At 73.1% G+C, this 26,327-nt stretch carries 21 protein-coding genes; 13 read left to right on the top strand and 8 right to left on the bottom strand.

The genetic code is table 11. From position 1 onward, the window contains the following. Positions 1-6: 6 nt before the first annotated feature. Entirely contained in the window at positions 7-213 is a 207-nt protein-coding gene (locus tag GGE06_RS04110) for a hypothetical protein (protein WP_116161395.1), read from the bottom strand. Positions 214-304: 91 nt separating this feature from the next. Between GGE06_RS04110 and GGE06_RS04105 the strand changes: the two genes are divergently transcribed. From GGE06_RS04105 to GGE06_RS04090, 4 genes are all read left to right on the top strand, one after another. Beyond that, complete coding sequence (locus GGE06_RS04105) at positions 305-1,510, top strand: bifunctional adenosylcobinamide kinase/adenosylcobinamide-phosphate guanylyltransferase (protein WP_181924654.1); 1,206 nt, start codon at positions 305-307, stop codon at positions 1,508-1,510. Between the two features lie 48 nt (positions 1,511-1,558). Then, complete coding sequence (gene cobT / locus GGE06_RS04100) at positions 1,559-2,635, top strand: nicotinate-nucleotide--dimethylbenzimidazole phosphoribosyltransferase (protein ID WP_181924653.1); 1,077 nt, start codon at positions 1,559-1,561, stop codon at positions 2,633-2,635. A gap of 107 nt (positions 2,636-2,742) precedes the next feature. Continuing rightward, entirely contained in the window at positions 2,743-4,506 is a 1,764-nt protein-coding gene (locus tag GGE06_RS04095) for a phosphatidylglycerol lysyltransferase domain-containing protein (RefSeq protein ID WP_116161393.1), read from the top strand. Beyond that, positions 4,503-5,213: a hypothetical protein gene (locus GGE06_RS04090; RefSeq protein ID WP_181924652.1), complete on the top strand. Its 711-nt coding sequence runs from the start codon at positions 4,503-4,505 to the stop codon at positions 5,211-5,213. Before GGE06_RS04095 ends, GGE06_RS04090 begins: the two co-directional genes overlap by 4 nt. On the opposite strand, the gene GGE06_RS04085 is transcribed toward GGE06_RS04090, so the two are convergent. Further along, a complete protein-coding gene (locus tag GGE06_RS04085) occupies positions 5,153-5,917 on the bottom strand; it encodes a hypothetical protein (protein ID WP_184930033.1) in 765 nt (254 codons plus the stop codon). The two genes, GGE06_RS04090 and GGE06_RS04085, sit on opposite strands and share 61 nt — an antisense overlap. 67 nt (positions 5,918-5,984) lie before the next feature. Here GGE06_RS04085 and GGE06_RS04080 point away from each other — a divergent pair, with 67 nt between their 5' ends. Further along, positions 5,985-6,749, top strand: coding sequence for an adenosylcobinamide-GDP ribazoletransferase (locus GGE06_RS04080; protein WP_246532303.1), 765 nt, complete (start codon positions 5,985-5,987; stop codon positions 6,747-6,749). Here GGE06_RS04080 and GGE06_RS04075 read toward each other — a convergent pair. The 5 genes from GGE06_RS04075 to GGE06_RS04055 all read right to left on the bottom strand — a co-directional run bounded on the left by GGE06_RS04075 (position 6,746) and on the right by GGE06_RS04055 (position 13,664). Next, on the bottom strand, positions 6,746-7,534 hold the full coding sequence (locus GGE06_RS04075) for an endo alpha-1,4 polygalactosaminidase (RefSeq protein WP_116161390.1): 789 nt from the start codon (positions 7,532-7,534) through the stop codon (positions 6,746-6,748). The two genes, GGE06_RS04080 and GGE06_RS04075, sit on opposite strands and share 4 nt — an antisense overlap. Further along, positions 7,531-8,151, bottom strand: coding sequence for a spherulation-specific family 4 protein (locus tag GGE06_RS04070; protein WP_116161389.1), 621 nt, complete (start codon positions 8,149-8,151; stop codon positions 7,531-7,533). The genes GGE06_RS04075 and GGE06_RS04070 overlap by 4 nt, the downstream gene beginning before the upstream one ends. 13 nt (positions 8,152-8,164) lie before the next feature. Beyond that, positions 8,165-9,535, bottom strand: coding sequence for a hypothetical protein (locus tag GGE06_RS04065; protein ID WP_312883024.1), 1,371 nt, complete (start codon positions 9,533-9,535; stop codon positions 8,165-8,167). Positions 9,536-10,023: 488 nt separating this feature from the next. Beyond that, complete coding sequence (gene pelF, locus GGE06_RS04060) at positions 10,024-11,556, bottom strand: GT4 family glycosyltransferase PelF (protein ID WP_116161388.1); 1,533 nt, start codon at positions 11,554-11,556, stop codon at positions 10,024-10,026. 26 nt (positions 11,557-11,582) lie between these two features. Then, positions 11,583-13,664, bottom strand: coding sequence for a hypothetical protein (locus GGE06_RS04055; protein WP_184930031.1), 2,082 nt, complete (start codon positions 13,662-13,664; stop codon positions 11,583-11,585). A gap of 304 nt (positions 13,665-13,968) precedes the next feature. Here GGE06_RS04055 and GGE06_RS04050 point away from each other — a divergent pair, with 304 nt between their 5' ends. The 7 genes from GGE06_RS04050 to GGE06_RS04020 all read left to right on the top strand — a co-directional run bounded on the left by GGE06_RS04050 (position 13,969) and on the right by GGE06_RS04020 (position 24,792). Further along, on the top strand, positions 13,969-15,474 hold the full coding sequence (locus GGE06_RS04050) for a leucyl aminopeptidase (RefSeq protein WP_116161386.1): 1,506 nt from the start codon (positions 13,969-13,971) through the stop codon (positions 15,472-15,474). Positions 15,475-15,792: 318 nt separating this feature from the next. Then, on the top strand, positions 15,793-17,181 hold the full coding sequence (lpdA, locus tag GGE06_RS04045; protein WP_116161385.1) for a dihydrolipoyl dehydrogenase: 1,389 nt from the start codon (positions 15,793-15,795) through the stop codon (positions 17,179-17,181). Positions 17,182-17,243: 62 nt separating this feature from the next. Next, on the top strand, positions 17,244-19,004 hold the full coding sequence (gene sucB, locus GGE06_RS04040; protein WP_116161384.1) for a 2-oxoglutarate dehydrogenase, E2 component, dihydrolipoamide succinyltransferase: 1,761 nt from the start codon (positions 17,244-17,246) through the stop codon (positions 19,002-19,004). A gap of 120 nt (positions 19,005-19,124) precedes the next feature. Continuing rightward, complete coding sequence (locus tag GGE06_RS04035) at positions 19,125-19,748, top strand: GntR family transcriptional regulator (protein ID WP_116161383.1); 624 nt, start codon at positions 19,125-19,127, stop codon at positions 19,746-19,748. Positions 19,749-20,044: 296 nt separating this feature from the next. Beyond that, on the top strand, positions 20,045-22,750 hold the full coding sequence (gene aceE, locus GGE06_RS04030; RefSeq protein ID WP_116161382.1) for a pyruvate dehydrogenase (acetyl-transferring), homodimeric type: 2,706 nt from the start codon (positions 20,045-20,047) through the stop codon (positions 22,748-22,750). A 92-nt stretch (positions 22,751-22,842) separates the two neighbouring features. Continuing rightward, the gene (locus tag GGE06_RS04025; protein ID WP_116165582.1) at positions 22,843-23,811 is read left to right on the top strand and encodes an Lrp/AsnC family transcriptional regulator; all 969 of its coding nucleotides are present in this window, start codon (positions 22,843-22,845) and stop codon (positions 23,809-23,811) included. Positions 23,812-23,829: 18 nt separating this feature from the next. Then, complete coding sequence (locus GGE06_RS04020) at positions 23,830-24,792, top strand: helix-turn-helix transcriptional regulator (RefSeq protein WP_184930030.1); 963 nt, start codon at positions 23,830-23,832, stop codon at positions 24,790-24,792. Here GGE06_RS04020 and GGE06_RS04015 read toward each other — a convergent pair. Beyond that, on the bottom strand, positions 24,783-25,703 hold the full coding sequence (locus GGE06_RS04015; protein ID WP_184930029.1) for an SDR family oxidoreductase: 921 nt from the start codon (positions 25,701-25,703) through the stop codon (positions 24,783-24,785). The two genes, GGE06_RS04020 and GGE06_RS04015, sit on opposite strands and share 10 nt — an antisense overlap. Before the next feature lie 99 nt (positions 25,704-25,802). On the opposite strand from GGE06_RS04015, the gene GGE06_RS04010 reads away from it, so the two are divergent. Next, positions 25,803-26,324, top strand: a complete 522-nt coding sequence (locus tag GGE06_RS04010) for a DUF4240 domain-containing protein (RefSeq protein ID WP_116161378.1) — start codon at positions 25,803-25,805, stop codon at positions 26,322-26,324. Positions 26,325-26,327 lie beyond the last annotated feature (3 nt).

The raw sequence follows: 26,327 nt of genomic DNA, 5'->3' as shown, positions 1-26,327 counted from the left end.
CAAGTCTTAGCCCTCCGCGTCCAGCGGCATCGGGCCGTAGATCTTCGTCCCGTCCTCCGACAGCGTCACCTGGTCCGCGCCGCCACCCAGGAGGTCACGCCAGTGTTCGCCGATCCAGCTCTCCGCGTCGCCCTGGGTGGTGAACTCCTCAGGGGTCACCACCGGCTCGACCTCGGTTCCGTCGGACTTCTCGAACCGCCACGTCCATGCCATGCAAGCCTCCTGGCGCTCACCGGATGATCGGTTTCCTGCCCGCAGCGTAGCCGGGCGCGCACGCCTCGCGGTGGCGCGGGAGGATCTGAGGGTGGAACTGACTCTGCTCGGCACCGGCGCCCCCCTCGGACTCCCCCGCCCCGACTGCCCCTGCGCCGTGTGCGCGCTGTCCCGTGGGGCGCGGGCGAGGGCCGCGACCTCCCTGCTCGTGGACGGGGCCCTGCTGCTCGATCTGACCCCGGGGGCCGCGCTCGCCGCCGCCCGGTCGGGGCATTCGCTGGTCGGGGTGCGGCAGGTGCTGCTGTCGCATCCGCACGACGGGCCGGCCGTCGAGGTGCCGGCCGGGCTGCCCACCGCCGTGCGGGTGCCGGACGGACGCGAGTTGACGCTGATCAGCGGGCACCGGGTGCGGGCGTTGTCGATGGACTCCCCCGGGACGGGGTACGAGGTGGTCTCCGCCGACGGCGAGCGGCTGCTGTACCTGCCGCCGGGTGGCGCGCCCGCCGGGATCGCGGACGAGCACCTCGTGCCGTACGACATGGTCGTCGCCGATGTCACCGGGCGGCCGGACGGGCTGGCCCGGCTGCGGGCGACGGGAGCGGTCGGTCCGGCGACCGAGGTGATCGCCGTGCACCTGGACCACGACGTGCCGGCGGGCGCCGAGCTGGACCGGCGGCTCGCGGCGGCGGGGGCGCGGGCGGTGCCGGACGGGACGACGCTGTACATCGGCGACTACCACGAGGTGCCGGAGGTGCCCCGGCGGACGCTGGTGACGGGCGGGGCCAGGTCGGGGAAGTCGGTGGAGGCCGAGCGGCGGCTGGAGACCTTCCCCGAGGTGCTGTACGTGGCGACGGGCGGCACGCGGGAGGGCGATCCGGAGTGGGCCGAGCGGATCGGGCTGCACCGGGAGCGGCGGCCGGGTTCGTGGCGTACGGCCGAGACCTGCGAGCTCGTACCGCTGCTGACGGAGGAGGGCGGTCCCGCGCTGCTGGTCGACTGTCTGTCGCTGTGGCTGACGGACGCGATGGACCGGGCCGGCGCGTGGGACGACGAGACCTGGGCGAACGGCGGGCAGGCGGCGCTGCGGGAGCGGACGGCGGAGCTGGTGGCGGCGGTGCGGGCGACGAGCCGTACGGTCGTGGTGGTGACGAACGAGGTCGGCTCGGGGGTCGTGCCGGCCACGGCGGCGGGGCGGCGGTTCCGGGACGAGCTGGGCAGGCTGAACGCGGCCTTCGCGGACGAGTGCGAGCAGGTCGTCCTCGTGGTCGCCGGGCAGGCGATCGTGCTGCGCGGGTAGGGTTGCCGATCGCTGATGGCCCTCGCTGACTCGTCCCTAGGCGGAACCTTGAACCTCGACGACTTCTCCGATCTGATCGAGCGCCCCGACGGCGGCATTCGGCGTGACGCCGAGGAGCGCCGGGAGCGGCTGAGCGTGCCACCGGGGGCGCTCGGCAGGCTGGACGAGCTGGGCGAGTGGCTGTCGGCGGCGCAGGCCTCGGTCAAGGTGCGGGCGATCGAGGAGCCGAAGGTCGTGCTGTTCGCGGGCGACCACGGGGTGGCCTCGCTCGACGTGTCGGGGCGCGCGGCGGGCACGGCGCACGAGCTGGTGCGGGCGGTGCTCGACGGGACGAGTCCGGTGGCCGTCCTCGCCCGCTCGATGCGCGTCCCGGTGCGGGTCGTGGACGCCGGTCTGGACTGCGATCCGGAGCTGCTGCCGGCCGAGGTGGTACGGCACCGGGTGCGGCGCGGCAGCGGCCGGATCGACGTGGCGGACGCGCTGACGGCGGAGGAGACCGAGGCGGCGGTCCGGCTCGGCATGGCGATCGCCGACGAGGAGGCGGACTCGGGCACCGATCTGGTGGTGCTCGGGGATCTGAGCGTCGGCGGGACGACCGCCGCGTCGACGCTGATCGCGGCGCTGTGCGGGACGGACGCCTCGGTGGTGACGGGCCGGGGCGGTGCCGGGATCGACGATCTGGCGTGGATGCGCAAGTGCGCGGCGATCCGGGACGCGCTGCGGCGGGCCCGGCCGGTCCTGGGCGATCAGCTGCAGCTGCTCGCGGCGGTCGGCGGGGCGGACCTGGCGGCGATGACCGGTTTCCTGCTCCAGGCCTCGGTGCGGCGGATGCCGGTGATCCTGGACGGTGTGGTGGGCGCGGCCTGTGCGCTCGTGGCGCAGCGGGCGGCCTTCCGGGCGCCGGACTGGTGGCTGGCGGGGCAGGTGAGCGGGGAGCCGGCGCAGGCGAAGGCGCTGGATCGGATGGCGCTCAACCCGCTGCTCGATCACGGCGTCCATGTGGGTGAGGGAACCGGGGCATTGCTCGCACTTCCCCTCGTCCAGGCCGCGGCGGCGTTCGCCGCGGAGCTGCCCGAGCGTCCGGATCCGACCACTCCGGACGCCGACGGCGCCGCGGAGGCCTGAGCGCGGGCGTAAGCGAAGGACCGGCTCCGGGGCGGTCGCGGGCGACGCGCGCGTGACCGCCCGGGGCGTCTCCGTAGCGCAAGCCGTGCCCCATATGATCGCTTTTCATGGGAGAAGTCCGCTTGTCTGCCGAAGCAGCACCCCGGGGTACGACCGCGCGTTCACGGCGCGGCGCCGCTTTCGCCGTCTGGTACCTGCGGGTCGTCACGTTCATCAACTTCCTGAGCGCCGTCTGGGTCTCGTTCGGCAACGACCTGCGCCGGCACAACGAGGACAACTACTTCACCCCGTACATGCTCACCGCGGGCTTCGCCTCGGGCGTCTTCACCCTCTTCCTGGCGATCACCATGCGGCGCCGCAAGCGGGCCGCGTGGATCCTCAACCTGGTGCTCAGCGGCCTCTTCCTGCTGCTCTTCGCCCTCGTGATGGCCTTCCCCGAGATCCGGCAGCACGCCCAGAACTGGATCTCGCTGTTCCTCACCGCCGCGTTCGTCCTCGCGCTGCTCGTCAGCCGCAAGGAGTTCTACGCGAAGGGCGACCGCTCCAACCCGAAGCTGGCGGCGGGGGTGGCGGTCGGCGGCCTGCTCGTCACCTCGCTGCTCGCCGCCCTCCTGGTGACCCTCACCAACGACTCCCCCGTCACCTCCACCTTCATGGACCGCTGGAAGTACGGCCTGCTGCGGCTCGTCACGCTGGCCTCCGACAGCTCCGGCTTCTCCAACATCAGCACCCCCGGCTGGGTCGACGTCACCATCAACGTCCTGTCCACGCTGCTGATCATCGCGGTGCTCTTCGCCGCCTTCCGCTCCCGGCGGGCCGTCGACCCGCTGACCGAGGAGGACGAGGACCGGCTGCGGCTCCTGCTCGACAAGCAGGGCGAGCGCGACTCGCTCGGCTACTTCGCGCTGCGCCGCGAGAAGAGCGTCGTGTGGTCGCCGAGCGAGAAGGCGGCCATCGCCTACCGGGTGGTGGGCGGGGTCTCGCTGGCCTCCGGCGACCCGATCGGCGACCCCGAGGCCTGGCCGGGCGCCATCGAGCCCTGGCTCGCCGAGGCCCGCGAGCACGGCTGGATCCCGGCGGTGATGGGCGCGAGCGAGGAGGCCGGGGTCATCTACGCCCGGCACGGCCTGGACGCCCTGGAGCTGGGCGACGAGGCGATCGTGGAGACCGACGAGTTCACCCTGGACGGCCGCGCCATGCGGACCGTCCGGCAGGCCTTCAACCGGGTGAAGCGGGCCGGGTACGAGGTCCGGATCCGGCGCCACGAGGACATCCCCGCCGAGGAGATGGCCGAACTGCTCCGCAAGGCGGACGACTGGCGGGACGGGGCCACCGAGCGCGGCTTCTCGATGGCGCTCGGCCGGCTCGGCGACCCCAAGGACGGCCGCTGCGTGATGCTGGAGTGCACCGACGACGAGGGGGAGCTGCGGGCGCTGCTCTCCTTCGTGCCCTGGGGGCCGCAGGGGCTCTCGCTGGATCTGATGCGCCGTGACCGGGACTCCGAGAACGGCCTGATGGAGTTCATGGTCATCGAACTCCTGCAGCGCGCCAAGGAGATCGGGATCACTCAGGTCTCGCTCAACTTCGCGATGTTCCGATCCGTCTTCGAACGTGGCTCGAAGCTCGGGGCGGGACCGGTGCTGCGCATGTGGCGTTCACTGCTCAGTTTCTTCTCCCGCTGGTGGCAGATCGAGTCGCTGTACCGCGCCAACGCCAAGTACCGACCGATCTGGGAGCCCCGATTCATGCTCTTCGAGAAGAGTGCGGACCTGCTGCGCATCGGCCTCGCGGCCGGGCGGGCCGAGGGCTTCCTGGAGGCCCCCGGTCTGCCGAAGTGGATGCACCGCAGACATCTGGAGAGCAGCCGTTGAGCAAGGCCCTGAAGGGTTTCGCCCGGCGCGAGTGGGGGCCGCTGTTCACCACCGTACGGACGGCGCTCGTCACCAAGAGGTGGAGGGCGGTGCCGATGACGCTGGCCGCCGTCTGTCTCACCGCGCTGTTCCAGCTCGTGCAGAACCAGGACTGGGGCTATCAGCCTGTCCAGGACATCGGCTCCGTACGGGCCGAGGACCCCCTGTGGCTGTCGCTGCTGCGGACCCCGCTCTCGCTGTTCGTGCCCGCGCTCGACCTGCCCGTCTGGGGCGCCCTCGCGCAGGTCCTGCTGGTGTTCGGGATCGCCGAGATCTGCCTCGGGCGGTGGCGGACGCTCGGCGTCGCCTTTCTGGCGACGCTCGCCGGCACGCTCTACGCGCGCGTGGGCATCGCCCTCGGTCCCGACAACCCCTTCGGACTGCCCGCCACCGACGCGCAGGTCGTCGACACCGGTCCCTCGGCCGCCGTGGTGGGCCTCGCGGTCTACGTCTGCTGGCGGTACGGGGCGCGGTGGACGGGTGCGCTCGTCGTCCTGTCCATGGTGATCGAGGTGGTGATCAAGGCGAACCTGGCGGGCAAGGAGCACATCGCGGCGATCGCCGCCGTCCTCGCCCTCATCGCGGTCCAGGCCTGGCGCGAGCGGGGTCAGGACGGCGTCGAGCCCCGCCCGGGCACCCGCTCCTGGAAGCCGCCGATCAGGTCCTGAAAACGGCGGCGCACCTTGGTCCAGCGCTTGTCGTGGCGGTACGCGCGGACCCTGGCCCGGGCCCTGGCCCGGTGGCGGCGGCCGTAGAAGCGGCGGGACCACCAGGAGCCGGGGCGGGCGAGGCGCACGGCGCCGACGATCGCCACGAACGGGACCAGGACCCCGAACACGGCCATCCGGGTCTTCCCCTTCACCAGGGTCACGAGGACGAGCAGGAAGTTCAGCGCGATGCTGAGGATGAAGGCACTCCGGTCCTGACGCTCCTGCGGCGTCACGTCGTTGACGCCGAGCGGCGAGAAGCCGCTCAGGGCGAGCAGGGCCAGGGCCGCGGTGAGGACGACCACCTCGACGCTCTTGCGGCCCTCGTCCGACCAGTACACGTCGTCGAGGTGGAGGATGAGCGCGAACTCGTCCAGGACGAGCCCGGCGCCGGTCCCGAAGACGACGGCGAAGACGGCCGCGGCGACGCCGTGCCGGTCGCTGGCCACCGCGCCGAATCCGCCGAGGACGGTGAGGACGATGCCCGGTACGACGTGATGGATGTGGACGCCTCCCGAGGAGATGTTCCCGAAGGGCCCCTTGCCCGCCCGGATGAGCCGGGTGACGGTACGGGTGACCAGGAATGTCAGGACGAAGGAGGTCAGAGCGAGCAGCATCGGGAGCTTGCCCGGCTCGACGATGTTCCGGGAGAACCAGTGACCCATGCCACCCACTTCCGATATGCGCCGTATGCGCAATCTACCGTCCGGGGACGACGATTACCCTGCCCGGATGGACGGCCTGCGTTTCGCCTTCGGGACCCTCACCGTGTTCCCCGCCCGCATCACCCGCTGGGACCGGGACGCGGCGCGCGCCGGCATGCTCTGCGCCCCGGTCGCGGGCCTGGCCGTCGGGCTCTGCGCCGCCATGGCTGGCGGAACGTTCCTGCTGCTCGGCTCCGGACCGCTGCTCGCGGCCGTCGTCTCCACCGCCGTCCCCGCCCTGCTCACCCGGGGCCTCCACCTCGACGGCCTCGCGGACACCGCCGACGGCCTCGGCAGCGCCAAGCCCGCCGAGGACGCGCTGCGGATCATGAAGCAGTCGGACATCGGGCCGTTCGGCGTCATCGCCCTGGTCCTCGTCCTGCTCGCCCAGGTCGCCGCGCTGTACGAGCTGTACGGGGAGGGCTGGACGCGCGGCACGGTCGCCGCGGCCTTCGCCGCCACCGTGTCCCGGCTCGCCCTCACCCACGCGTCCCGGCACGGCGTCCCGGCGGCCCGCCCCGAGGGCCTCGGCGCGATCGTCGCCGCGACGGTCCCGACCCGCTCGGCGACCCTCATGACCGCCCTCGTCCTGACCCTCGGCGCGGCGACGGGCCTCCTCCTCTCCCCGTACGACGCCGTCCGCGACGTCCTGGCGGCCGGCGCGGGCCTCGGCGCGGCGGCGCTGCTGCTCCGCCGGTGCGTGCGGCGCTTCGGCGGGGTGACGGGCGACGTGTTCGGCGCGGTGGAGGAGACGGCGGCCACGGTCGCGCTGGTCGCGCTGACGCTGGGCTAACAGGGCTGGCGCCAGGCGTCGAGCTCGTAGCGCTTCCGCATGGAGCTGAGTCCCAGCTTCCGGGTCTGCGGGCAGAACTGGGCCGTCGTCAGCTCGTACTCGACGTGGAAGACGGCTTTGCCCGCCGTGACGAACGGGACGAGGGCGTCGCACTCCTCGTACTCGGCGCACTGCTCGTTCACCGCGAAGTCGAAGTCCGGGAGCAGCTGCGGGATCTGGTCCAGGTCGTTCTTCAGGCCGACCGACAGGCCGCGCTCGTGGGCCATCGTGGCGATCAGGCGGTTGTAGCGGAGCTGGTCGGCGGCGGTCAGGGGGAAGCCGGTGCGGTTGCGGTAGCCGTCCATGTTGTCCGGCTCGACGGCGTCGAAGCCCTTGTCGCGGCACATGTCGAGGCGCTTGGCCATGATCGGCCCGAGGACGTCGGTGCGCCGGACGTCGAGCCAGCGCTCGCCCGGCCAGCCGTTGCCCCGGCCGAGGACGGCCGCCGGGAAGCTCCCGGCGTCGGGGCGGAACTTCTCCCAGGCGCCGGTGGACACGTAGCAGATGACCTTGCGGCCCCGGCGGTGCAGGTCGGCGACGGTCGAGGCCGGGTGGTCGAAGCCGTCGATGTCGTACACCGGGACGTCGACGGCCGGGTCGAGCGTGCCGCTGAGCTGCCACTGCCAGGTGAGTCCGGGGGCCGGGCGCCAGCGGTCCGCGGTGGTCTTGGGGTCCGGGTCGGGGGCGGCCGTGCAGGCGGTGGCGAGGAGCAACAGGCCGGCGAGCAGCGGGAGGAGACGTCTCATCGGGCGGGCTCCAGGAGGTGCGGGAGGGTGCCCCAGGGGTGCGCGCCCGTGCCGGGGACGGCGCAGTGCACCGGGGTGGCCGGGCGGAAGCCCGCGGGGGCCGCGTACACGAGGTGGCAGTAGTGGGCGGCGACCGGCAGGTCGAGCGTCCGGTACGTGTCCCAGGGGCCCTCGAAGGTGACGAGGAGGTCCGCCTGCGCCTCGTAGCCGGGGTCGGGGTGGGCCCCGTGGTTGAAGACGAGGGTCGCGGCCCCGGCGGCCCGGGCGGCGACCGCGATGCGGCGGTAGTGGGGAAGGGCGGCGGGCGCCGTCGCCACCTGGTCGAGGAAGGCGCCGTCGGCTCCGTACCAGTCGCGGTGGCGGAGCAGTTCGGCGACGACCTCGGCGTGCGGGCGGCGGCCGTAGGAGGTGTCCACGTAGCCGAGGAGCCGCACCCCGGCCGCCCGCAGCCGCCCGGCGGCCTCGGCGAACGCCGGGTCGGGGGCCTCGCCGGCGCCGCTCGCCGGGTTGAGGACGACGCCGTACAGGGTCGGCGCCGCGTCGACGAGCGCCGACCAGGCCTCGGGGCGCTCGGCCGGGTGCTCGTAGTACGGCACCAGGAGGGAGGGGTTCGTCATGGCGTCGGCGTTCCTAGGCGCGGTGGGCGGTCGGTCGTACGAGGAGGGCGCAGGTCAGGGCGGCGAGGACGGCCGCCGCTCCCCCGGCGGTCAGCGGGCCCGCCGCCGGGTGCACGGTCTGGGCGGCCGCCGCGAGCAGGCAGACGGTGGCGGCGCTGAGGACCGCGCCGAAGGCCTGGAGCAGCAGCCCCAGCCACAGCACGGTCCCGATCAGGAGCAGGGTGACCAGGCGCGGGAGCGTCGGCAGCGGCGCCCCGGGCCAGGCCAGGGTCGCGGCGAGGGTGAGGGCGAGGAGCACGGTGAGGTAGCCGCCGAGGCAGAGCACGAGGGTGCCGGTGACCGCCCGGCGGAACTCGCGGGCGGTGGTGAGGGTCCGCAGCCGGGCCAGGGCGCCGTACCGGAAGCGGTGCAGGAGCCACTCGGCGGGCCCCATGGAGAGGGTGAGCGCGATGACCGCCCCCGCCCCGGTCACCAGGGTGTCGGCCACGCCCGCGTGCAGGACGAGCACGCCGCTGCCGAGGCCGAAGAGGCCGTACGGGAGGGAGGCGGCGCGCGGGGGTCCGCCGCGGCCCGCCGCGCCCCGGCGGGCGCCGGGACGCAGGACGAGCGCGGCGAGGGCGACGGACGCGGCGAGGGAGGCGAGGAGCAGTCCCGCGCGCAGGACGTCCGGCAGGTCCCAGCGGAGGGCCGGGACGGCGCCGGTGAGCGGCAGCAGGGCGCCGAGCAGGGCCCGTTCGCGGCCGAGGACCAGGAGCACGGTCGCGGCGGCGAGGTAGAGGGACTGTCCGGCGGCGAAGACGGCGGCCGGGAGCTCGCCGGGCGCGGCGGTCGCGAGGGCGACGGCCGTCCCGGCGAGGGCGCCGGCCGGGGCGCCGATGAGCAGGGCGCGGGCGGCGGCGGCCCGGTCGCCGAGCCCGAGCCAGGTGTACGCGCGGTGGGAGAGGGCCTGGTTCCAGACCCAGCCGGTGACGGCGCCGGCGAGCAGCGGGACCGTCCCGGCGGGGAGCCCGAACCGGCCGTGCTGCGCGGCGAGGAGGGGCGCGGCGAGGACGTACGCGAGGCCGGGGAGCGCGAAGACGAGTCCGCGCAGCAGGCAGCCCGCGAGCTCGCTGTGCCAGGCGCCGGAGGGCGGCGCCGACGGTTCGGGGTGGCGCCGCTCCACGCGCGCGTAGAGGTCCTCGGCGAGCGAGAAGGAGTCGGCGCGGCCGTAGGTGAGCCGGATGTGCTCGTCGGTCATGCCGTCGGACTCGAGGATCGCGGCGATCTCGTCCGGGTGCACGGCGACGGCGACGAACCCGTCGAGCCGCCGGGCGAGCTCGTCGAGCGGATCGTCGGCGAGTCCGCCTCCGGCGGGGGGCGAGGCGGTCCGGGCGGGCGGCCCCACGGCGGCCGCGGGATGTGCGGGCCCGTCCGGGTCCGCCGGACCGGCGGGCCCGGCCGAGGCCGGTGGGCCGGCGGGGGCGCCCGGGGCCGGTGGGCCGGCGGGGGCGCCCGGGGCCGGTGGCCCGGCCGGGGCGTCCTGGGTCGGCGGTCCGGCGGGGGTGCCCGGGGGCGGTGGCCCGGCGGGCCCGGCTGAGGCCCGTGGCCCGGCGGGGGTGCCCGGGGCCGGTGGTCCGGCGGGGGTGCCCGGGGCCGGCGGTCCGGCGGGGGTGCCCGGGGCCGGCGGCCCGGCGGGACCGGCCGAGGCCCGTGGCCCGGCGGGGGTGCCCGGGGTCGGTGGCCCGGCCGGGGTGCCCGGGGCCGGTGGTCCGGCGGGGTCCGACGGGGGTGGGGATTCGTCGGGGTGGCCCGGCGCGCGCTCGCGCCGGGGGCGCGGGATCGCCGGCAACGGGGTCTCGCCCACCGTCGGGGGTTTCAGCCAGAGGGAGCCGCTCATGCCGGGGTGCCTCCTGGGACGAGGGCCGCGGCGGTACGGCGCGGGGACGGGATTCTGAGGCGCAGGGGTTCCTGGGGCAGCGGGACCGGGCCCGCCGGGCGGGCGCCCGCCAGTTCGCGGTAGATCTGGCGGAAGCCGTCCACCGAGCGGTGCAGGGTGAACTGGTCGATCACGCGCCGTCGGGCGAGGCGGCCGAGTTCGGCGCGGCGGGCGCCGTCCGAGAGGAGCGCGGAGACGGCGGCGGCCATGACGGCCGGTTCGCGGGGCGGGACGACGATCCCGGTGTCGCCGACCGCCTCCCGTACGCCTCCGACGTCCGTGGAGACGGTGGCGCGGCCGCAGGACATGGCCTCGATGAGGGAGAAGGGGAAGCCCTCGCTGATGGAGGAGAGCATGACCACGCTGCCGGCGGCGTAGGCGGAGGGGACGTCGGAGATTCGGCCCTCGAAGGAGACGCCGTCGGCGACGCCGAGTTCGGCGGCGAGCTTCTCCAGGCGGGTCAGGTAGTCCTCGTTCCCGGCGGGGACCGGGCCGAACAGGCGGAGCCTCAGTTCGGGGAGTTCGGCGCGGGAGATCGCGTACGCCCTGATCAGGGTCTCCAGGTCCTTGATGGGGTCGACGCGGCCGCACCAGCTGAGGGTCGGTGTCTCGGGTTCGGGTCCGGCCTCGGGGAAGAGGGCCGGGTCGACGCCGTTGTAGACGGTGCGGATGCGGTCGGCGGGGGCTCCGCCGCGCTCCTCCCAGCGCCGGTTGTACTGGTTGCAGGGGGTGATGAGGTCGGCCTTGACGTAGCCGAGGGTGTTGAGTTCGCGGTAGAAGCCGAGCATGAGGGCCTTGACGGGCCAGCGTTGCGCTTCGGTGCGGTAGCCGAGGTAGCGCTCGCGGAGGTAGATGCCGTGTTCGGTGAGCAGGAAGGGCACCCCTTCGAAGTGCTGCGCGGCGAGCGCCGGCAGCGTGGCGAGGCCGCTGGAGACCGCGTGCGCCACGCCGCCGGTGGCTATCCGGGCGGCGAGCGGACGCAGGGCGTGTTCGAGCAGGTCGGTGGCGGTGAGGGCGTCGTGGACGGTGGGCCCGGCGGCGAGCGTGGGCAGGTGCGGCATGGTCCAGATCCACATGAGGGAGCGCAGGGCCGGCTCGGAGCGGAGGGCGGCGGTCAGCCGTCCCTGCCGGGCGAGTGCGGCGAGTTCGTACAGGCTGGCGCCGAAGTCGCGGCCCGCGTCGGGGTCGAGGAGGGCGAGCAGGAGCCCTTCGTACGCGTCGAGGAAGCGGCGGCGTTCGCGCCCCCGCAGGGGCCGGCGCGCGGCCGGTCCCTGCGGGGGTCCCCAGAGGGGGTAGGCGGTGTGCCGGGTGACGTTGGGCGGCAGCTCCCAGGTGACGGGTTCGCGGCCGCTGCCGGTGAGCGCGAGGATCTCGAAGTCGACCTCGGGCATGCCGCGGACGAGCTGGTCGCACCAGGTGCTGACGCCGCCGTGGACATGCGGGTAGGTGCCTTCGGTGAGCATGGTGACGTGACGGCCACTGCTCGGCATGAGCGGGTCCCCCCAGGACGTGCTGGTCAGGCGGTCGGCAGCGTGAGTGTGACGGCGGTCTGGAGCAGGTCGGGCGTGGTCCAGGCGGAGCGCGTGCCGGCGTAGGCGGTGCCGAAGGCGGTGCTGCCGAGGAGGGCCCGCTTGCGGGTGCCCTCGGGGGCGGTGACGGGCACGGTCACGCCGGAGGGCGCCTTGACGGTGACCGTGGTGCCGATGCGGTAGGCGGTGACCTTTCCGGCGGCGACGGCCTGGTCCCAGGCGGTGCGGCGGCCCAGTTCGGTGCCGACGTCCTTCTGGGCCGGGTTCACCAGGGGCGTGTTCGCGGCGAACAGGGCCCGGTAGTCGGCGAGTACGCGGTCGAGGACGGGGTAGAGCAGCCGCTCCTCGGCGAGGTTGGACTGGTGCACGTAGTGCGGCCGGGGGTCGTTGCCGAGGACGTGGGAGAGGGCGGTGCGGGCCTCCTGCGGCACGATGTGGTCGGCGTAGCCGGTGGCCGTGGGGAGCGGGGCGGGCAGGCAGGTGGAGGCGGGGTTGGACTCGCAGATGCCGCTGCCGCCGTCGGCGCGCGCGGTGTAGATCCAGTTGTACTCGTCGGTCATCTCGGCGGCGGTGCCCACGTTGTAGTACACGTTCATGGGGTGGCGGGGCACGGTCTTCACGGTCCCGGTGCCCACCGTGCGCTGCTGGGGCTCGCGGGAGTTGTCGCTGCCGGTCCACTTCACGCCGTTGTCGGCGAGGGCGGCGGCGAGGTTGGGATTGTCGACGGGCTGCTGGGGCAGGGTCCTGAGGCCGGAGTGCTCGCCGGTGACGAGCTCGGAGCGGTCGACGGAGATGCCCTTGCCGACGGCCCAGTTGTAGTTGTCGCGGATCTGGCCGGAGATCTCGGAGCGGCTGACCCAGAGGGTGTTGCCGGCGGTGTCCTTGGCGCACTGCCAGGGGACGACGGCGTTGTCCTGGACGCAGCCGAGGAAGGGGTGGGTGTAGGTGTGGTTGATCCACCGGTACTGGGCGCGGTCGGCGACGAGCCGGTCGGTGAGCGCGTCGGTGCCGCCGTGCTCGGTCTTCCACTGCTCGCCCTGGCCGCCGTTGTAGACCATGTCGAGCGTGAAGCCGGAGGACTTCTGCCAGGCGGCGGCGTACTGGGCGTCGGCGGCCGTCATGCGGATCGGGTTGACGGCGTCGTCGCCGCCGCCGACGCAGTCGAAGTCGCCGGGGGTGCAGTTGAGCGCGGGGTCCCAGCGGGCGTCGGGCGCGAAGACGTCGTCGACGTGGACGGAGAGGTAGTTGCGGCTCTGCCCGAGGTGGACGCCCTGGGTGAGCCAGTCGACGATGCCGCGGGCGAGGGCGCGGAACTGCCGCTGGTACTGGTTGTAGGCGAAGGTGACGACGAGTTCGCGGCGCCCGTCGGCGGCGTACTCGCCGACGAGGCTGGCCCGGCCGCCGCCCTCGACGGGCATGTCGAGGTAGCTGGTGTAGCCGGCGCGCGGGCGGCCCGCGTAGCCGTAGCTCTCGGCGATCGAGGGGTCGTTGTCCTCGAAGGCGAGCGCCCCGGCGAGGTACCGGAAGGGGCCCGCCTGTCCGGCGGCGGTGACGCCGGCGGTGGTGCCGTCGAGGACGCCGGACCAGCCGCCCTGGTCGGTGTAGTCGAGGCCGACGCCGGGGTGCGACCACGTGTAGGCGTCGACCTGCGGGATCCCGAAGGTCCGCTCGTACGCCTTCAGCGCGGTCTGCTCGGCGGAGTCCGGGCCGAAGACGCTCTCGTGGGGCAGGACGACGCCCTGGTACTTGGCGCGGGGCCGCCCGTCGACCGTGTCGCTGAGGAAGGCCGCGTCGAGGACGGGCCGGTTCGGGTCGTCGAAGTCGATCCTGCGGTACGGGACGCCGGAGTTCTGGAGCTCCGCGGTGATCGCCCCGACCGCGCTGCCGCCGTCGTCGACGACGAGGACGGTGAGGTCCACGCGGGGCGCCGTCTCGGCGACCGCCTGCGCCGACGGGACGACGGTGGCGAGCAGCGCGGCGGCGGCGAGGGCCGCGATCCGACCCGTGCGGGGCGCGGTGCGGGCGGCGCGGGGCGCGGTTCTGGGCGTACGGATTCGGTCGGAGTCCATGGGCGGATGTCCCCCCTCGACGGCCCCGCTCGAACCGGCGGGACGCGTGGAGATGTCGCAGATGAGGCGAAGGACGGTGTGTCGTCCTTGCGTGAATGAGGCGAGTGTGACCGGGCCGCAGAGGCCGGAAGGGTAAACATGAAAGAGACACCACGGATGAGTGAATCAACGCCGCCGTGAGCGAACCGGGTGAGCGAGCGTAGGCTCGTTCTCGGCGCTCCCCGGGCCGAAATACGATGCGGCGGGCACGGTCGGCCCATCCCTCGACCGCCACAGAACTCAATGGAAGCGAGATTTCACCACCGTGACTGCTCTCACTCTCAGCACTGCCGGCGCGGCGACGCTGCGCGCCGACGCCCTCGTCGTCGGCGTCGCGAAGTCCGGGAAGACGCTGGTCGTCGCCCCGGGCGCCGAGGCCGTCGACAAGGCCTTCGACGGCCTCGCCGCCGTCCTGGAGACCCTGGGCGCCTCGGGTGCCGAAGGTGAGGCGACGAAGCTGCCCGCCCCCGCCGGTCTCAAGGCCCCCGTCGTCCTGGCCGTCGGCCTGGGCGCGGCCCCCGAGGACGGCGAGTCCTACGACGCGGAGGTCCTCCGCCGCGCCGCCGGCGTCGCCGCCCGCACCCTGACCGGCTCGAAGAAGGCCGCGTTCGCGCTGCCGATCGCCGCCGCCGAGGACGCCGCCGCCATCGCGGAGGGCGCCCTGCTCGGCGCGTACGCCTACACCGCGTACCAGGAGACCGGCAAGGACGCGAAGAAGCCCCTCGCCGAGGTGGCCCTGCTCGGCGCCAAGCCGCGCGACAAGGCCTACAAGGCCGCCGCGGAGCGCGCCCAGGCCGTCGCCGAGGAGATCAACCGCGCCCGCGACCTGGTCAACCAGCCGCCGAACGACCTGTACCCGGCGACCTTCGCCGCCGCCGTGCAGGCCGCCGGCAAGGAGTACGGCCTCAAGGTCCAGGTCCTCGACGAGAAGGCGCTCACCAAGGGCGGCTTCGGCGGCATCCTGGGCGTCGGCAACGGCTCGGTGAACCCGCCGCGCCTGGTCCGCGTCGCCTACACCCACCCGAAGGCGGAGAAGACCCTCGCCCTGGTCGGCAAGGGCATCACCTACGACTCGGGCGGCATCTCCCTGAAGCCGGCCGGCCACAACGAGACGATGAAGTGCGACATGGCCGGCGCCGCCGCCGTGTTCTCCTCCGTCGTCGCCGCGGCCCGCCTCGGCCTCGAGGTCAACGTCACCGGCTGGCTCGCCCTCGCGGAGAACATGCCGTCCGGCTCCGCCACCCGCCCGGGTGACGTGCTGCGCATGTACAGCGGCAAGACCGTCGAGGTCCTGAACACCGACGCCGAGGGCCGGCTCGTCCTCGCCGACGCGCTGACCAAGGCCTCCGAGGAGCACCCGGACGCGATCGTCGACGTGGCGACCCTGACCGGCGCCATGGTCCTGGCGCTCGGCGACCGCACCTTCGGCATCATGGCCAACGACGACGACTTCCGGACCGCGATCCACGAGATCGCCGAGGAGGTCGGCGAGCAGTCCTGGCCGATGCCGCTCCCCGCCGACCTGCGCAAGACGATGGACTCCCCCACCGCCGACATGGCGAACATGGGCGTCCGGATGGGCGGCGGCCTGGTCGCCGGCCTCTTCCTCCAGGAGTTCGTGGGCGAGGGCATCGCCTGGGCCCACCTGGACATCGCGGGTCCGGCCTTCCACGAGGGCGCCCCGTACGGCTACACCCCCAAGGGCGGCACCGGCTCCTCGGTCCGCACCCTGGTGAAGCTGGCCGAGCGCACGGCGGCCGGCGAGCTCTGAGCGCGTCGCGTGTGAGGAAGGCCCCGGGAGCTTCGGCCCCGGGGCCTTTCCCCTTTTGTCCGCCGGCGGCTCCGTCCACCGGCGGGTTTGTTCGCTCGCGACGAAATCCGTAGGTTCGTACGCGTCCGTGACCCCGCCGTACGGACGATCGGCCGTCTCAGACCACGGCCCCGCGTCCCGTCGTCCGTCAACAAGTGCGAAGATGGGTTCTCGGCAGGACAGGGCCCCCACCACAGGGCCGAAATAAAGCGGCCGGACACCAGCCGCCGCCAGGTCACCGAAGACCGGCGACGAGCGCACATGCATGGAGGACGTGACGTGGCGAACGACGCCAGCACCGTTTTCGACCTAGTGATCCTCGGCGGCGGTAGCGGCGGTTACGCCGCGGCGCTGCGCGGAGCGCAGCTGGGCCTGGACGTCGCACTGATCGAGAAGAACAAGCTCGGCGGCACCTGCCTGCACAACGGCTGCATCCCGACGAAGGCCCTGCTCCACGCCGGCGAGGTCGCCGACCAGGCGCGCGAGGCGGAGCAGTTCGGTGTCAAGGCCTCTTTCGAGGGCATCGACATCAAGGCCGTGCACAAGTACAAGGACGACGTGATCTCGGGCCTGTACAAGGGCCTGCAGGGTCTCGTCGCCTCCCGCAAGGTGACGTACATCGAGGGCACCGGCCACCTGTCCTCCCCGACCTCCGTCGACGTGGACGGCCGTCGCGTCGAGGGTCGTCACGTCCTGCTGGCCACGGGTTCCGTGCCGAAGTCGCTGCCCGGCCTGGAGATCGACGGCAACCGGATCATCTCCTCGGACCACGCGCTGACCCTGGACCGGGTCCCGGAGTCCGCGATCATCCTCGGCGGCGGCGTCATCGGCGTCGAGTTCGCCTCCGCGTGGAAGTCCTTCGGCACCGACGTCACGGTGATCGAGGGCCTGAAGCACCTCGTCCCCGTCGAGGACGAGAACAGCTCGAAGCTTCTTGAGCGCGCGTTCCGCAAGCGCGGCATCAAGTTCAACCTCGGCACCTTCTTCCAGTCCGCCGAGTACACCGACGGCGGCGTCAAGGTCACCCTGGCCGACGGCAAGACCTTCGAGGCCGAGGTCCTCCTGGTCGCCATCGGCCGCGGCCCGGTCTCCGCCGGTCTCGGTTACGAGGAGCAGGGCGTCGCGATGGACCGCGGCTACGTCCTGGTCGACGAGTACATGCGTACCAACGTGCCGACGATCTCGGCCGTGGGCGACCTCGTCCCGACGCTCCAGCTCGCGCACGTCGGCTTCGCCGAGGGCATCCTCGTCGCGGAGCGGCTCGCGGGCCTGAAGCCCGTGCCGATCGACTACGACGGCGTGCCGCGGGTGACGTACTGCCACCCCGAGGTCGCCTCCGTCGGCATCTCCGAGGCCAAGGCCAAGGAGATCTACGGCGCGGACAAGGTCGTCGCCCTGAAGTACAACCTCGCGGGCAACGGCAAGAGCAAGATCCTCAAGACCGCGGGCGAGATCAAGCTCGTCCAGGTCAAGGACGGTGCCGTGGTCGGCGTCCACATGGTCGGTGACCGCATGGGCGAGCAGGTCGGCGAAGCGCAGCTGATCTACAACTGGGAGGCGCTGCCGGCCGAGGTCGCGCAGCTCATCCACGCCCACCCGACGCAGAACGAGGCGCTCGGCGAGGCCCACCTGGCCCTGGCCGGCAAGCCTCTGCACTCCCACGACTGACGCTCACGTCATCACAGGGCGCGACGACCACTTTCCGCAATTCGTTAGGAGCAACTGAAACCATGTCGGTTTCCGTAACCCTGCCGGCGCTCGGCGAGAGCGTCACCGAGGGCACCGTCACCCGCTGGCTCAAGGCCGAGGGTGAGCGTGTCGAGGCCGACGAGCCGCTGCTCGAGGTCTCGACCGACAAGGTCGACACCGAGATCCCCGCCCCCGCCTCGGGCATCCTGGCCTCCATCAAGGTCGCCGAGGACGAGACGGTCGAGGTCGGCGCCGAGCTGGCCATCATCGACGACGGCACGGGCGCCCCCGCGGCCGCCCCGGCCCCCGCCGCCGAGGCCGCTCCGGCCCCGGTCGCCGAGCCGGCCCCCGCCGCCGAGGCCCCGGCCGCACCGGCCCCCGTGGCCGAGGCTCCGGCCGCCGCCCCCGCCGGTGCCGCCCAGGGCACCGACGTCGTCCTGCCGGCGCTCGGCGAGTCCGTCACCGAGGGCACCGTCACCCGCTGGCTGAAGTCGGTCGGCGAGACCGTCGAGGCCGACGAGCCGCTGCTCGAGGTCTCCACGGACAAGGTCGACACCGAGATCCCCGCCCCCGCCTCCGGCGTTCTCCTGGAGATCGTCGTCGGTGAGGACGAGACCGCCGAGGTCGGCGCCAAGCTGGCCGTCATCGGTGCCGCGGGTGCCGCTCCGGCCGCCGCCCCGGCCCCGGCCGCGCCGGCCCCCGCCGCCGCCCCGGCTCCGGCCCCCGCGCCGGCCGCTCCGGCTCCGGCCGCTCCGGCTCCGGCCCCCGCGCCGGTCGCCCCGGTCGCCGCTCCGGCTCCGGTCGCCGCCGCCCCGTCGATCGCCCCGGCCGTCGTCACCCCGGTCCCGGCGGCCCCCGCTGCCGCTCCGGCCGAGGACGGCGCGTACGTGACCCCGCTGGTCCGCAAGCTCGCCACCGAGAACGGTGTCGACCTGGCGACCGTCAAGGGCTCCGGCGTCGGCGGCCGCATCCGCAAGCAGGACGTCCTCGCGGCCGCCGAGGCCAAGAAGGCCGCCGCTGCCGCCCCCGCCGCCGCTCCGGCCGCCGCCGCGCCGAAGACCCCCGCCCTGGAGGTCTCCCCGCTGCGTGGCCAGACGGTCAAGATGACCCGCATGCGCAAGGTCATCGGCGACAACATGATGAAGGCGCTGCACGGCCAGGCCCAGCTGTCCTCGGTCGTCGAGGTCGACATCACCAAGCTGATGAAGCTGCGCGCCCGTGCGAAGGACGCGTTCGCCGCCCGTGAGGGCGTCAAGCTCTCCCCGATGCCGTTCTTCGTGAAGGCGGCGGCCCAGGCGCTGAAGGCCCACCCGGTCATCAACGCCCGGATCAACGAGGACGAGGGCACGATCACGTACTTCGACTCGGAGAACATCGGCATCGCCGTGGACTCCGAGAAGGGCCTGATGACCCCGGTCATCAAGGGTGCGGGCGACCTCAACATCGCCGGCATCTCGAAGGCCACCGCCGAGCTGGCCAGCAAGGTCCGCGGCAACAAGATCACGCCGGACGAGCTGGCCGGTGCGACCTTCACCATCAGCAACACCGGTTCGCGCGGTGCGCTGTTCGACACGATCATCGTCCCGCCGAACCAGGTCGCCATCCTGGGCATCGGCGCCACGGTCAAGCGTCCGGCCGTCATCGAGACCGCCGAGGGCACCGTCATCGGCGTCCGCGACATGACCTACCTGACGCTGTCGTACGACCACCGCCTGGTGGACGGTGCCGACGCGGCCCGCTACCTGACCGCCGTCAAGGCGATCCTGGAGGCCGGCGAGTTCGAGGTCGACCTCGGTCTGTAAGGCACGCTGCCGATAAGGCAACGTAACGAGCCTCACCTGCGGCGCCCCCGTCCGGAAGTGTTTCCGGACGGGGGCGCCGCCGTATTGTCTAAGTGTCAACACTCCCCGAGGAGCCGCTTCATGACCGTCCCCGTCGTCCACTCGCTGCGCGAGCAGATCCGCGAGCACATCGTGGAGGGGATCGTCAGCGGCCGCTGGAAGCCGGGCGAGCGCATCGTGGAGCGCCGGATCGCGACGGAGCTGGAGGTCTCCCAGACCCCCGTCCGCGAGGCGCTGCGCGAGCTGGAGTCGCTGCGGCTGATCGAGTCCGCGCCCAACAAGGGCGTCCGGGTCCGCAACCTCACCGCGGCCGACCTGGAGGAGAGCTACCCCGTACGGGCCGGTCTGGAGCAGATCGCGGCCGAGCTGGCGGCCGGGCGGCTCGCGACGGACTGCTCGGCCCTGGAGCCGCACGTGACGGCCCTGTACGAGGCGGACGCGGCCATGGACGGCACCGCGCAGGTCCGGCACACGGTGGCCTTCCACCGGGAGCTGGTGAAGGCGGCCGGGAACGGCGTCCTGCTGCACACCTGGGAGACGCTCGGCATCGAGGTCTTCACGGCCCTGTCGATCCGCTGGCTGGGCACGGTCCAGAAGTCGTACGCGGAGGAGCACCAGGAGCTGGTGGAGGCCTTCCGGCGGGGCGACCCGAACATCGGCGCCCTGGTGAAGGCGCACGTCCTGGGGTGCGCGCCGAGGGCGTGATCCAGCCAGATACCCGGATGTGAGAACGAGCGGGTCCGCCTCCGGGCGGGCCCGCTCGTTTGTGCGAGAGCGGTCTCAGATTTCCGCCCCACCTGCGAAAACAAGGCACCGGGTGCCCTTCTTCGCGGCACCCTGTGCCGACTTTGGTGCTCCGGGCATCTTTTTCTTGAGGAAGCTTTGATCGATCATCGATCGACGGCTTACAGTCTTCGGCGGGCCGTCACCCGGCCCTTCGCCCTGTCCTGCCAGACAAGGCCCCCTTATCTCCACCCCCATCTGTCCGGAAGGCGGCGATCATGACCGATCCCGTAGGCAAGATTCCGAGCGAGCTCGACCAGCTCCCGGACCGTGACACCGAGGAGACCGCCGAGTGGGCGGCCTCCCTGGACGCCGTCACCAAGGCCGCCGGCCCCCACCGGGCCGCCTACCTGATGCGTCGTACCCTCCAGCACGCCGAGGGCGCGGGCCTCGCCCTGCCGAAGCTCCTGGAGACGGACTACGTCAACACCATCCCCACCTCCGCCGAGCCCTCGGTCACCGAGTTCGGCGGCGACGAGGAGATGGAGCGGAAGATCACCGCGTGGAACCGCTGGAACGCGGCCGCGATGGTCACCCGCGGCTCCAAGCACGGCGTCGGCGGCCACATCGCCACCTTCGCCTCCGCGGCCTGGCTCTACGAGACCGGCTTCAACCACTTCTTCAAGGGCAAGGAAGCCGACGGTTCCGGCGACCAGCTCTACATCCAGGGCCACGCCTCCCCCGGCATCTACGCCCGCGCCTTCCTCGACGGGCGCCTGAACGAGGCCCACCTCGACAACTTCCGGCAGGAGGCCGGCGGCAACGGCCTGCCCTCCTACCCGCACCCGCGCCGCCTCCCCTGGCTGTGGGAGTTCCCCACCGTCTCCATGGGTCTGGGCCCGCTCTCCGCGATCTACCAGGCGCGGTTCAACCGCTACCTGACCAACCGCTCCATCAAGGACGTCTCCGCCTCGCACGTGTGGGCGTTCCTCGGTGACGGCGAGATGGACGAGCCCGAGTCGACCGCGGCCCTCGCCCTGGCCGCCCGCGAGGGTCTGGACAACCTGACCTTCGTCATCAACTGCAACCTGCAGCGCCTCGACGGCCCGGTCCGCGCCAACTTCAAGATCGTGCAGGAGCTGGAGGCCCAGTTCCGCGGCGCCGGCTGGAACGTCGTGAAGTCGCTGTGGGGCAACGCCTGGGACGAGCTGTTCGCGCTCGACACCACCGGCGCCCTCGTCCGCCGCCTCCGCGAGGTGCCGGACGCGCAGGTCCAGACGTACCAGACCCGCGACGCCGCCTACATCCGCCAGGACTTCTTCGGCAAGGACCCGGCGCTCGTAGCGATGGCGCAGCTGCTGTCCGACGACAAGATCCTCGAGTGCTTCCACCTCTCCCGCGGTGGCCACGAGCCGCGCAAGGTGTACGCCGCGTACAAGGCCGCCCTGGAGTTCAAGGGCGCGCCGACGGTCATCCTCGCGCAGACCGTCAAGGGCTTCACCCTGGGTGAGGGCTTCGCGTCGAAGAACGCGAACCACCAGATGAAGAAGCTGACGACGGACGAGTTCAAGAACATGCGTGACCTTCTTGAGCTGCCCATCTCGGACGCGCAGTTCGTCGACGGCCAGGTGCCGTACGGCCACCCCGGCGCCGACTCCCCCGAGGTCCGCTACCTCCAGGAGCGCCGCGCGGCCCTCGGCGGCCCCGCCCCGGCCCGCCGCACCCACCCGCTCGCCCCGCTGCCGGCCCCGGCCGACAAGGCGTTCGCGGCGTTCGACAAGGGCTCCGGCTCGCAGTCGATGGCCACGACGATGGCGTTCGTGCGACTGATGAAGGACCTGATCCGCGACAAGGAGACCGGCAAGCGCTGGGTCCCGATCGTCCCGGACGAGGCCCGTACCTTCGGTATGGAGTCGCTGTTCCCGTCGCTCGGCATCTACTCGCCGAAGGGCCAGACGTACGAGCCGGTCGACCGCGACCAGCTGATGTACTACAAGGAGGCCGTCAACGGCCAGATCCTGAACGAGGGCATCACCGAGGCCGGCTCGATGGCCGACTTCATCGCCGCGTCGACCGCGTACTCGACGCACGGCGAGGCCATGATCCCGTTCTACATCTTCTACTCGATGTTCGGCTGGCAGCGGACCGCCGACCAGATGTGGCAGCTCGGCGACCAGCTCGGCCGCGGCTTCCTCGTCGGCGCCACCGCCGGCCGCACCACCCTGACCGGTGAGGGCCTCCAGCACGCCGACGGCCACTCCCCCGTCATCGCGGCCACCAACCCGGCGGCCCTGACGTACGACCCGGCGTTCGCCTACGAGGTCGCGGTCATCGTCAAGGAGGGTCTGCGCCGGATGTACGGCGAGGCCGCCGAGGGCGAGGACCAGAACGTCTTCTACTACCTCACCGTCTACAACGAGCCGATGCCGCAGCCGGCCAAGCCGTCCGGCATCGACGAGGGCATCGTCAAGGGCCTCTACCGCTTCAACACGGCGGAGTCGGCCGGTCTCGACCTGCCCGCGAACGCCTCGCGGATCCAGCTCCTCTCCTCCGGCACGGCCATCCACTGGGCCCTGGAGGCGCAGAAGCTGCTCGCCGCCGAGTGGGGCGTGGGCGCCGACGTGTGGTCCGCGACCTCCTGGACCGAGCTGCGTCGCGACGCGCTGGAGGCCGACGCGGCCCTCCTGCGCGGCGAGGAGCAGGTGCCGTACGTCCGCAAGGCGCTCGAGGGCATCGAGTCCCCGGTCCTCGCGGTCTCCGACTACATGCGCCAGGTCCCGGACCAGATCGCGCAGTGGGTCGAGCAGGACTGGTCCTCGCTCGGTGCCGACGGCTTCGGCCTGTCGGACACCCGCGACGCGGCCCGCCGCCACTTCGGCGTCGACGCCCAGTCGATCGTCGTCGCGGCCCTGGCCCAGCTGGCCCGCCGCGGCGAGGTCCCGGCCTCGGCCGTGAAGGAGGCGCGCGAGCGCTACGGCCTGTAAGGGCCTCCCATCCGTCCGAGGGGTCGCTTCCGTACGCACATACGGAGGCGGCCCCTCGGTCGTTTCATCCCCGACCCGCTACCGTGCCGGACATCCTCATCCCCGACGAGCTCGACCGTGGTCTCATCCACGCCCTCCACGTGGACGCCCGCGCCCCGTTCACGCTCATCGCCGAGGTGCTCGGGTCCTCCACCCAGACCGTGACGCGCCGCTACCGCCGGCTGCACGCCGAGGCCGGGTTGCGGGTGGTCGCGCTGCCGGATCCCCGGAGCACGCGGACGGACCAGTGGTTCCTGCGGCTGACGGCCGCCACCCGTACCGCCCACGACCTGGCGGCCGCCCTCGCGCGCCGGTCCGACACCTCGTGGGTGCGGCTGACCTCCGGCGGCACCGAGATCGTCGCGATCGTCCACGCCGCGCCCGGCGGCCCGGACGCCCACTCCCTCCTGCTGCGCGACATCCCCCGCACCGCCGGCGTCACCGCCGTCTCCGCCCACTGTCTGCTGCACACCTACCTCGGCGGGCCCACCCCCTGGCGCGGCCGCCTCGGCGTCCTCTCCCCCGAGCAGGAGGCCCGGCTGCGCGCCGGGACCCTACCGGCGGCGGACAGCGGGCCGTACGAACTCACCGACGCCGACCGCCGCCTGCTCGGCGCGCTGCGCGCGGACGCCCGGGCCGGCTACGCGGACCTGGCGGCGGCGACCGGTTCCACGCCCGCCACCGTCGCCCGCCGGCTGACCGCTCTGCGGGCGCGCGGCGCGCTGTTCTTCGACATCGACATCGAGCCGGCCGTGCTCGGCGTCACCGTCTCCGCGCTGCTGTGGATGCAGGTCGCTCCGAGCCGCCTCGACGAGGTCGCCACCGCCCTGGCCGGCCATGACGAACTCGCCCTCGTGGCCGCCACCACCGGCCCCACCAACCTGGTGGCGCACGCCCTGTGCCAGGACGCCGAGGCCCTGCACCACTACCTGACCCGGCGGGTCGCCCTCGACGCGATCACGCGCATCGAGACCGCGCCCGTGCTGCGCACGTACAAGGCCGCCGCCACCCTGCGCGGCTGAGCGCACGATGATGGACGCATGCGCGCCGCCCGCCTCATCAAGATGGTCCTGCTCCTCCAGGACCGGCCCTCCATGACAGCCGCTCAGCTCGCCGCCGAGCTGGAGGTGTCGGAGCGGACCGTCACCCGGGACGCGCTGGCCCTGTCGGAGGCGGGGGTGCCGGTGTACGCGGTCCGGGGGCGGGCCGGCGGGTACCGGCTCGTCGGCGGCTACCGCACCCGGCTGACCGGGCTCGCGCGCGGCGAGGCGGAGGCGCTGTTCCTGTCCGGACTGCCGGGCGCGCTGCGGGACATGGGCCTGGAGGACGCGGCCTCGGCGGCGCGCCTCAAGGTGTCGGCGGCGCTGCTGCCGTCGCTGCGGGACGCGCACGAGTCGGCGGCCCGGCGCTTCCATCTGGACGCGCCGGGCTGGTACCAGGAGCCGGAGACTCCGGAGCTGCTCGCGCCGGTGGCGGAGGCGGTGTGGGACGACCGCCGGGTGTCGGCCCGGTACCGGCGCGGCGACGGCGGCGAGGTGGAGCGGGAGCTGGAGCCGTACGGCCTCGTCCTGAAGGCGGGCGTCTGGTACGTGTGCGCCCGCGCGGGCTCGTCCTTCCGCACCTACCGGGTGGACCGGTTCACCTCGGTGGCCGTGGGCGAGGAGCGCTTCGACCGGGACCCGGACTTCGACCTGCCGGTGTTCTGGGAGGAGCGGTCGGCGGAGTTCGCCCGCTCCCTGCTGCGTACGGAGGTGGTCGTACGGCTCTCGGCGGCGGGCGCCCGCCGTCTGCCGTACGTCACGGACCGGGCGGCCGCCGAGGAGGCGCTCGCGGCGGGGACCGCCGAGGGCGGCCTGGTGCGGGTCGTCCTGCGGGTGGAGAGCGAGGAGGTCGCCTTCGGCCAGCTGCTCGGGCTCGGCCCGGAGGCGGAGGTACTGGCCCCCGGCACGCTCCGGGAACGGTTCGCGGAGGCGGCCCGGGGCCTGGCGCGGCTCTACCGGTAGTCCTCCGGGTCCTGCTTCCCCGTCTCGCTCGCGACGATGAAGCCCCACGCGTCCGGGCGGGAGCCGTCCGCGTCCGTGAAGCCGTACTCGCCGGCGAGCTGCCCACTGGAGAGGGACTGTCCGGTCCAGCGGTGCCGGTCGGGGTCGGCGGCGAGGGCGGCGACGGCCCGTCCGACGTACACCGGCGACTCGGAGACGCCGAAGTCGGGAATCTTCTCCGTGGCGTCGCGCCAGTTCTCCTCGGTGACGCCGAAGCCGGCGAGCATCTGCTCGGACCTGAGCCAGCCGGGGGTGACGACGACGGCCGTGCCGCCGTACTCCGCCAGCTCCTTTGCGAGGCCGAACGCCATCCGGATCGGGGCGTTCTTGGCGAGGTCGTAGTAGAGGTTCTCGCGGAAGCGGGTGCTGTTGTACGCGGCGGTGCCGTCGGTGACCTCGACGACGAGCCCGCCGGGGTTGCGGATCAGCAGCGGGACGGCGAGGTGCGAGGTGATGGCGTGGGTCCGCACGCCGAGTTCGAGCATCCGGAGGCCGCCGGCGAGGTCGTTCTCCCAGGTCTTCTTCCCGAAGGTGATCAGGTGCTCGCCGCCCCACACGTCGTTGACGAGGACGTCGAGCCGGCCCTGCTCGCGGTCGATCCGCTCGACGAGGGCACGGACCTGCTCGGGGTCGAGGTGGTCGGTGGGGACGGCGATGCCCTCGCCGCCCGCGGCCGTCACCAGTTCGGCGGTCTCCTCGATGGTCTCCGTGGCGCGGCCGACCTCGCTGACCTTCTCGCGGGTGGTGCGGCCGGTGACGTACACGGTGGCCCCGGCGGTGCCGAGCTGGACGGCGATGGCCCGTCCGGCGCCCCGGGTGGCCCCGGCGACCAGGCAGATCCGTCCGCGCAGAGGGGTGGTTTCAGTCGTCATGGGCGTCAGACTGGCAGGGAAACCGGACGTCTTCTGTCTGGTTTCATTTCGGGCTTTCCGGGTGCGTCGGACTGCGCGAGCCACGATGCTGTTCCCGTGATGGACGAGACCGAGTTCTGGGAGCTCATCGACGCCACCCGCGAGGAAGCCGAGGGCGACCCCGAGGAGCAGGCCGACCTGCTCGTGGAGCGGCTGACCCGGCTCGACCCCGACTCGGTGCTCGACTACGCGCGCCATTTCGAGGCCCGCTTCAACCGCGCGTACCTCTGGGACCTGTGGGGCGCGGCGGCGGTGCTCTTCGACGGGGCCGGCGAGGAGACCTTCGACTCCTTCCGCTGCTGGCTGATCGGCCAGGGCCGGGAGGTGTACGAGGGGGGCGTGCACGATCCGGACGCGCTGGCGGAGCTGATCGGCGACTTCGACGTGGAGATCGACGGGGACGGCGAGGAGATCGGCTTCGCGGCGGACGAGGCGTACGAGCGGCTGACCGGCGGCGAGACCCCCGACCTGGGCATTCCGATGCCGGGCGGGGAGCCGCTCGGCACCCCCTTCGACCTGGCGGACGACGAGGTGCTCGCGGCCCGCTTCCCCCGGCTGTGGGAGCGCTTCGGGACGGTGTAGCAC

This window comes from Streptomyces nymphaeiformis, from assembly GCF_014203895.1.
Taxonomy (GTDB): domain Bacteria; phylum Actinomycetota; class Actinomycetes; order Streptomycetales; family Streptomycetaceae; genus Streptomyces; species Streptomyces nymphaeiformis.
The sequence above is the reverse complement of the archived record's forward strand: the minus strand, read 5'-3'. Positions and strand labels throughout refer to the sequence as shown.

Excerpts from the sequence above, each read along its gene's own strand:
- GGE06_RS04110 (WP_116161395.1), bottom strand. The coding sequence starts at position 213 with ATGGCATGGACGTGGCGGTTCGAGAAGTCCGACGGAACCGAGGTCGAG.
- GGE06_RS04095 (WP_116161393.1), top strand. The coding sequence starts at position 2,743 with ATGGGAGAAGTCCGCTTGTCTGCCGAAGCAGCACCCCGGGGTACGACC.
- GGE06_RS04085 (WP_184930033.1), bottom strand. The coding sequence starts at position 5,917 with ATGGGTCACTGGTTCTCCCGGAACATCGTCGAGCCGGGCAAGCTCCCG.
- GGE06_RS04080 (WP_246532303.1), top strand. The coding sequence starts at position 5,985 with ATGGACGGCCTGCGTTTCGCCTTCGGGACCCTCACCGTGTTCCCCGCC.
- GGE06_RS04075 (WP_116161390.1), bottom strand. The coding sequence starts at position 7,534 with ATGAGACGTCTCCTCCCGCTGCTCGCCGGCCTGTTGCTCCTCGCCACC.
- GGE06_RS04070 (WP_116161389.1), bottom strand. The coding sequence starts at position 8,151 with ATGACGAACCCCTCCCTCCTGGTGCCGTACTACGAGCACCCGGCCGAG.
- pelF (WP_116161388.1), bottom strand. The coding sequence starts at position 11,556 with ATGCCGAGCAGTGGCCGTCACGTCACCATGCTCACCGAAGGCACCTAC.
- GGE06_RS04055 (WP_184930031.1), bottom strand. The coding sequence starts at position 13,664 with ATGGACTCCGACCGAATCCGTACGCCCAGAACCGCGCCCCGCGCCGCC.
- sucB (WP_116161384.1), top strand. The coding sequence starts at position 17,244 with ATGTCGGTTTCCGTAACCCTGCCGGCGCTCGGCGAGAGCGTCACCGAG.
- GGE06_RS04035 (WP_116161383.1), top strand. The coding sequence starts at position 19,125 with ATGACCGTCCCCGTCGTCCACTCGCTGCGCGAGCAGATCCGCGAGCAC.
- aceE (WP_116161382.1), top strand. The coding sequence starts at position 20,045 with ATGACCGATCCCGTAGGCAAGATTCCGAGCGAGCTCGACCAGCTCCCG.
- GGE06_RS04020 (WP_184930030.1), top strand. The coding sequence starts at position 23,830 with ATGCGCGCCGCCCGCCTCATCAAGATGGTCCTGCTCCTCCAGGACCGG.
- GGE06_RS04015 (WP_184930029.1), bottom strand. The coding sequence starts at position 25,703 with ATGACGACTGAAACCACCCCTCTGCGCGGACGGATCTGCCTGGTCGCC.
- GGE06_RS04010 (WP_116161378.1), top strand. The coding sequence starts at position 25,803 with ATGGACGAGACCGAGTTCTGGGAGCTCATCGACGCCACCCGCGAGGAA.